Source organism: Endozoicomonas sp. (assembly GCF_031844845.1).
Lineage (GTDB): Bacteria > Pseudomonadota > Gammaproteobacteria > Pseudomonadales > Endozoicomonadaceae > Endozoicomonas.
Genome location: NZ_JAVRMB020000362.1, coordinates 1 through 6,399 on the forward strand (window position 1 = coordinate 1; position 6,399 = coordinate 6,399).

Here is a 6,399-nt window from a genome sequence, read left to right on the forward strand (position 1 = left end):
ATGCATAGCCAACCGCAGGAATCGTGTCTGTGGTTGGGTCCTGGCGCTACCACGCAGAGCGTGGGAGCGAGGAGGGTTTTGCGACAACCGCCTTCGCGAGGATGACGGTCGGGGGGTGTTTTGCCCTTTTGCGACACCCTCCTTCGCGGGAAAGACGGTAGTGGTATAAATTGGCATTTAAAAACTTTTGCGACAGCCTCCTTCACGGGAAAGACGACAGTGGTATAAGTCGGCATTTAAGACCTTTTGCAATAACCTCGAAGGCGAGAATAACGATGGTAAATTCTTAACAGTGGTCACCCCCGGGGAACACTTTTCGCTGGATGCCCCATCAAAAGCAACTCAGGTATCTTATGATTATTGCCCGCTGACAGCCCTGAGCAAAAAAAGCCCGAATCATCCGTGAAAAAGTTTATCCACAGCTTCTGTGGATAAACTTGTGACAACATTCGGGATAGTTCATAAAGGCCTGCCAATATTGGTGACTTAAAGCGATTGTTTAAAAAACAACCAGCACTCAACAGCATCGGCAGTTACCTGAAACGCCTGTGAACATTCCCCTCGCTTACTCGCCTGTTCCACACATCAAATGCAAAGATAGAAGGTCACGAAACATTCATTATCAACCAGACCAGGTAGGCCGCATAGGTGAACAGAAGAATAAGGCACTTATACCCTGAAACCTTCCATACACTGACCGGCAGATTGCCATGCTGCTTTTCAGCATCAAAGGAAGCCTTGCCGGAATACACGACAATGGCAAGCAATACCGCCATCACTACCATCATCAGAATATCAATCCGCAACGCTTCTGCGTCCACGGTAATATCCTGACCAATGACACCCGACACACCCAGTACGCCCAGGATATTAAAAATATTTGAACCGATGACGGTAGCAGCCGTCATATCATGAAGTCCCTTTCGGGCACTGACCACCACGGCCGCCAGCTCTGGAAGACTGGTACCAAAAGCAACCAGGGTTAAACCAATAATCAGCTCATTCACACCCATCGCCAGAGCCACCCCCCTGGCTCCCCAGACCAGCAGCTGGGAACCCAACACCAGGATCACCAGCATAACCAGACACTCGACGGAAGCCCTGAGCGTACTGATGGGTAAAACCGGTATATCCTGCTCACCTTCCTGGCCAGCGGAGGACTTCAGCAAATAGAAACAGTAAGCAAAAAACGCTACGGAAAGGATAATGCCATCCCAAACGCTTAACACACCATCCATAAGCATCAGAGCAGTCGCAAGAGTAGCGACCAATAGAATAGAAAGTTCACGGTAAACAATGCGAGCTTTAACCACCAGCGGCGCAATCAGCCCGCCAATCGCCAGAATCAGGCCGATATTGACGATATTGGAGCCCACCACATTACCAATGGCGATTCCCCCGGAACCATTATATGCCGCCACTGACGACACCATTAGCTCAGGTGCAGAAGTACCAAAAGCAACCACTGTCACACCGATGGTCAGCAAAGGCATACCGAGACGGAAAGCCAGGGTAGATGCAACGTCAACCAGCCGGTTTGCACTCCAGCAAAGCGCGATAAAGCCCGCAGCAACGGCCAGGATAAATTGAAGAATGGAAGTCATGAATGGACAATACGGAGGGCATGACAATCAGACGACAGGTGTCAGGCCCTCTTGCTGACATCCACCATCTGAGTCTGGCCAAATGCTGCTGTTTAGCAAGCATCGTATACACCATAGCCGAACGGCTAATGCATGTTGATGTATACACCTTTCAGTTTTCAGTTTGCAGTTTTCAGTTTGCAGTCAAAAACTGGCTAAGGCCGGTTACTCCCTCAAGAATGCGCCGATTATAGCTATAACCGAGAGGGATAAAAGCAATTTTTTCATCAGGGCATCTGAAGAAGTCTCGACATAAACCCCAGCTCAAGGCTGTTTATTCGCAACATTCAACCGTCATCCCCACCCAACCGTCATCCCCGCGAAGGCGGAGATCCACTGCCAGTGGTGGATTCCCGCCTTCGAGGCTGTCGCAAAACCCTCGTTCCCACGCTCTGCGTGGGAATGCATACGGATCTGGCCGCATGTAGAGAAACCTCTCCTTGCCAGAATCTGCGGGGGGTTCAGGCTGGTTATTCACTTGTGGCGAGTACGGTATGCATTCCCACGCAGAGCATGGGAACGAGGTTTAATTAAGCCTTGAAGCACAAAGGCACAAAGGCACGAAGGTTTTTTGGAGTTGCCAGCGCTACGCGCTGCAAACAAAAGAAAAAGTCTTCCTTTGTGTCTTTGTGCCTTTGTGGTTCCTTCTTTTAAGGCCTTTTGCGACACTCTCCTTCGCGGGAAAGACGGCCATGGTATAAATCAGCATTCAAGACCTTTTGCGACAACCTCTCAAGGCTGCTTATTCGCCCACGGCTGCTTATTCACAGAGAGCAAACGAATCTGCTTGATAATGATCCGGTCTCTTGTGATGACAAAATCACTGCTCTGGGTATACAGCTTGATCTCAGCATCCACTGCCTCCCTGAGTTTAACCTTGCCAGCAGCCTGACCCTGAAGGTTAATCCGGGTAACCCCCGCTTTAATCCTTTCGAGATAACGCTCCATTGACGTAAAAAAGCGCAGGGCAACAGGAATAACATGTGCAGGCAGCAGATTCGCTGCAGCCATTTCCTTGTGAATGCCAATCTTAAGTGGCCGGGGATCAGAAACGTTAAAAGCATTCGGCCAGAGAATCCGAACCAGACGGAGTGCCTCAGAGTTCATAACATCACTTTCAGGCCGGTTATGCAGCCTCTCAAGAATTTTCCTGGCCTCTTCCGGAACCTCATTACTCATAATGGAACCATCCTGTTCAGGTGCCAGCTGCTGCTCCTGGATGTCCTGGTCAGAAATATTACTTTTTTCTGCTGTCATCGACTGCCTTGCCCAAAAAAAATCTTGAATACCATCACCCATCAGGCCTTGCCAGTGGGCACACTATAATGACGGATTCAGCGCCACCATAAAAGCGTAATTTGTCACCAAAACGTACTCACTGGCCAATAAACTCAAGCCACAAAATAGTTCCATGACCTACTATAAAACTGCTCTTCTAATTTTCGGAGCAGTCTAATGAATGAAGCTTTCCTTGCCATCCTGTGCGGTTTTTTCGTAGGCATACTCTTCAGTTTCCTCCGCTTACCGATTCCTGCGCCTCCGGTATTGTCGGGAGTGGCTGGTATTGTTGGCGTCTACCTTGGGCATGTCTGTTATCAATTTCTGATCCATCGTTTTTTCAGTTAATCACCCACCAGAGCCCCCAGCCAGAGTATTCAATTATGGTCAAAACATGTACGGGTTGACCAATACTGCGCAGGGGTTCCGGCAATCACAACCTCTTTGCCCAAAAAATTTAGCAATAAAAAAGATAACCCACTGTAAACCAATAAAAAAAATAGCTCTTTCCACCATATACTCAGAACACAGCCTTCATTTTTTCTATTAAGAACAAACACATCCCCAGAACCGTTGCTAGATTTATAACTAGATCAAGAAAAAGTGCATTATATCTGACAGGGAGGTCGTTATGGCTATTTATAAGTTGTATCCCGTGGATCACACCCCCATGAAGTGGCAGAGCAGCCTCTACCGGGGAGAGGCCATTGTCAGGGCGGACAATGAAGAGCATGCCCGCCAGCTTGGTACCAATGAGTTCACTATCACCCGCCCCATTCACCGCGGAAAGAAAAAAACCAGCCCCTGGGAAGACCCTCAAACCGTACTGTGCCAGCCTCTGAGTAACGCCGGTTATGATGACAACGGTCCGAAACAGGTGTTAAGCCCGCGACTGCCAGGCCAGAAAAGCCAGGCCAGAAAAGCCAGGCCAGAAAAGCCAGGCCAGAAAAGCCAGGCCAGAAAACCAAAAGAAAGGCATAATACCCTATGGACTTTACCGGTAAAAAAATCCTGATTGCTGAAGACAACATGGCGAATCAGTTTGTCATCAGGCAACTCTTTAAAAAGGTCAACATTGCTCCCGTATTTGCCAAAAATGGTAAAGAAGCCATTGAATTGTATAAAAGCAACTACTCTGAGTGGGATCTGGTATTTATGGACTGCAAAATGCCATTAGTCGATGGCTACCAGGCAACCGAATCCATCCGGCAGTTTGAACAGGAGAATGGTCTGAAGAAAGGAATAATCGTCGGACTAAGCGCCAATGCCGTTTGCGGATCAACAAACGAAGCCTTGGCCAGTGGTATGGATGACTACCTGACCAAGCCCATTGAGCGGGAAAAAATAATGCAGATACTCAGCCAGTATTTACAATAACACCATCAGAAGCATGATTTTTGGGGAATCCACAACTACTGGCAATTGCTCCTCGGTAACTGCTCCTGCGTTACTCTACCTCTTGCATCCATGCAGTCGTGCATTGCCAGCATACCGTCCATCCCTGGACATAAAAAAAGGCAGTACTAAAAAGTACCGCCTTTTTTTGATAGTTCAACTCACCAGAAGGCTATTGAACCCTACTGAAATTCGTCTTACAGAGGACGGATTTCTTCAGCCTGCAGACCTTTCTGGCCTTGAGTTACACGGAACTCAACGCGCTGGCCTTCAGTCAGTGTCTTGAAGCCTTCAGAAGCGATCTGACGATAGTGAGCAAACACGTCTGGCCCGCCATTTTCCTGGCTGATAAAACCAAAGCCTTTCTCGTCGTTAAACCACTTAACTGTGCCTTTAGAGGTAGACATTTACACATCCTAACATTCAAATAATAAGAGTGACTTTGCGGACAAAGCCATTTTGCTAGAAGTTTTATTTTTGCTTATGAAGGATATGTCGAGAGCCTACGCCCGGAACATCAAATCTATTCATAAAAAACTAATATCACTTTCAACGCCGTGTGATTATACATACTTCAAATGCAAAACTCATCAATAATTCCCTTATTTTGAAATAAGCCTGCGCCTCAAAGTCGGTCACCAGTGTGTAGTAATGACGTCGCCCTTAAGCTCTGTATGGCGGTGAATTACTGGAGGAAAAAAACAGGAAAAAACACAAGGGAGGAGTGGCTCCCGAACGAAAGTCCGAGAGCAGGCAAAATCAGTTTGGACTAACGGACGGTGGCTTGTCAGATCCACCACTTGCCGGAGGAGGCGGTGGAGGTGGAGGAGTGGTTGCTGCAGGAGGAGCATCAGCCGGCGCTTCAGTCTGTTCCGCTTCAGCTTCAGGCTCACCCTGAGCATTTTGGCCAGTATCGCCACCCTGAACAACCTGCTGTTCGGCAGAATCTGCAGCCTGTTGAACGGCTTGCTGAGCGGCCGGATCATCGGCCAGCTGGGCGATCGCAGCACTGGTGATAGCTGCTTTCTGGGCTGGTGCCGCAGTTACCGCCACAGAGACAATCTGTGCCGCCTGTTCAGGGAATGCTTTGATCGCTTCGCTGATCAGAGCACTTAATAGTTGAGGGTTGCCTGCTAACTGAGCAGCCGCATCGGCAATCAGTGCTTCAACAGAAACGCCCTGAGTTTGCACTGCCTTCGCCAGAGCATCAGCAGCGGGCATACGGGTAAGATCAGTGGCCAGATCCGCCTGGGCCAATCCTGTCATTGCCGACAGAGCCAGTACAGTGGCCGCAATAAAATGTTTTTTCATGAAGTTCCTTTCGATTTCAATCGAGCCAGGAGTAGGTCATACCACTGTTTGATACAATTCAGTCTGTATTTCCCTGTAAATAAAAGTCGGCCTGTCGTGTTTTTACGCGCAATATAAAAACGTACAATAAGCTGCTGGCAATTATATTGAAAACCTCTTTATAATACAATCCGTGTCGCATACTTGGCAGGGTTTATTATAGGACCCTGGATACTTGAAAAGCAGAACAGTTTGGCCGTTTCGGTGCCTATGTATGCGACCTGAAAATGAATTTAGCAATGCCTCTAACGGCGGTCATCACAGGGTAATATTAAATGAAGGGTATCAGTAAACTCGCTTTAGCGGTTGCTTTGGCCGGTTATGGTGTTAGTGCTGTCGCTGCTGTAGAAGATGCAGGGCATATTAATCTGGGGCCGGTGGAAATGACGCCTATGGCCACGCTGGGTGTTGGTTATGATGACAACGTCTTTAAAGACAGTGGCAATGATGCAGAACTGGCCGACAAAAGCTCTACTGTTTATAAGTTGGACGCTTCTGCCGCGTTTAAAGCCCAGCAGGGATTGAGCACATACGAAGCAACACTGGCAGCACGTAATACCAGCTACTCCAGTGAGTCCGATGCCAACTTTATCGACTACGGTATGACCGGTTTGGTGCATCAGGATTTCAACAGTCGTAACCGTCTGGATGTTGATTTTGATCTGGGTCGTTATCACGACGCTGGTTCAACCATTAATGGTTCTACCAACAAAGAAGCGCCTGAATATACCCG

8 protein-coding genes are annotated in these 6,399 nt (G+C 48.3%); 4 read left to right on the top strand and 4 right to left on the bottom strand.

Going from position 1 to position 6,399, the window contains the following annotated elements; genetic code table 11:
- Window positions 1-605: 605 nt before the first annotated feature.
- Both RM811_RS20225 and RM811_RS20230 read right to left on the bottom strand, forming a co-directional pair.
- Window positions 606-1,604 (bottom strand): calcium/sodium antiporter, encoded by a 999-nt coding sequence (locus RM811_RS20225; protein ID WP_402527705.1) that lies wholly within the window; start codon window positions 1,602-1,604, stop codon window positions 606-608.
- Between the two features lie 771 nt (window positions 1,605-2,375).
- On the bottom strand, window positions 2,376-2,900 hold the full coding sequence (locus RM811_RS20230; RefSeq protein ID WP_402527707.1) for a ProQ/FINO family protein: 525 nt from the start codon (window positions 2,898-2,900) through the stop codon (window positions 2,376-2,378).
- Window positions 2,901-3,098: 198 nt separating this feature from the next.
- Between RM811_RS20230 and RM811_RS20235 the strand changes: the two genes are divergently transcribed.
- The 3 genes from RM811_RS20235 (at window position 3,099) to RM811_RS20245 (ending at window position 4,298) form a co-directional block, all read left to right on the top strand.
- A complete protein-coding gene (locus RM811_RS20235; protein ID WP_402527709.1) occupies window positions 3,099-3,269 on the top strand; it encodes a XapX domain-containing protein in 171 nt (56 codons plus the stop codon).
- Between the two features lie 283 nt (window positions 3,270-3,552).
- Window positions 3,553-3,936: a hypothetical protein gene (locus tag RM811_RS20240; protein ID WP_402527710.1), complete on the top strand. Its 384-nt coding sequence runs from the start codon at window positions 3,553-3,555 to the stop codon at window positions 3,934-3,936.
- Window positions 3,909-4,298 (top strand): response regulator, encoded by a 390-nt coding sequence (locus RM811_RS20245; protein ID WP_402527712.1) that lies wholly within the window; start codon window positions 3,909-3,911, stop codon window positions 4,296-4,298. Before RM811_RS20240 ends, RM811_RS20245 begins: the two co-directional genes overlap by 28 nt.
- A gap of 215 nt (window positions 4,299-4,513) precedes the next feature.
- Here RM811_RS20245 and RM811_RS20250 read toward each other — a convergent pair whose 3' ends face one another.
- Together RM811_RS20250 and RM811_RS20255 are read right to left on the bottom strand one after the other, a co-directional pair.
- Window positions 4,514-4,723, bottom strand: a complete 210-nt coding sequence (locus RM811_RS20250) for a cold-shock protein (protein ID WP_402527713.1) — start codon at window positions 4,721-4,723, stop codon at window positions 4,514-4,516.
- Window positions 4,724-5,075: 352 nt separating this feature from the next.
- Window positions 5,076-5,627 (bottom strand): hypothetical protein, encoded by a 552-nt coding sequence (locus RM811_RS20255; protein WP_402527714.1) that lies wholly within the window; start codon window positions 5,625-5,627, stop codon window positions 5,076-5,078.
- Between the two features lie 314 nt (window positions 5,628-5,941).
- Between RM811_RS20255 and RM811_RS20260 the strand changes: the two genes are divergently transcribed.
- Window positions 5,942-6,399: hypothetical protein (locus tag RM811_RS20260; protein ID WP_402527716.1), on the top strand; the 458-nt coding region annotated here is incomplete at its 3' end.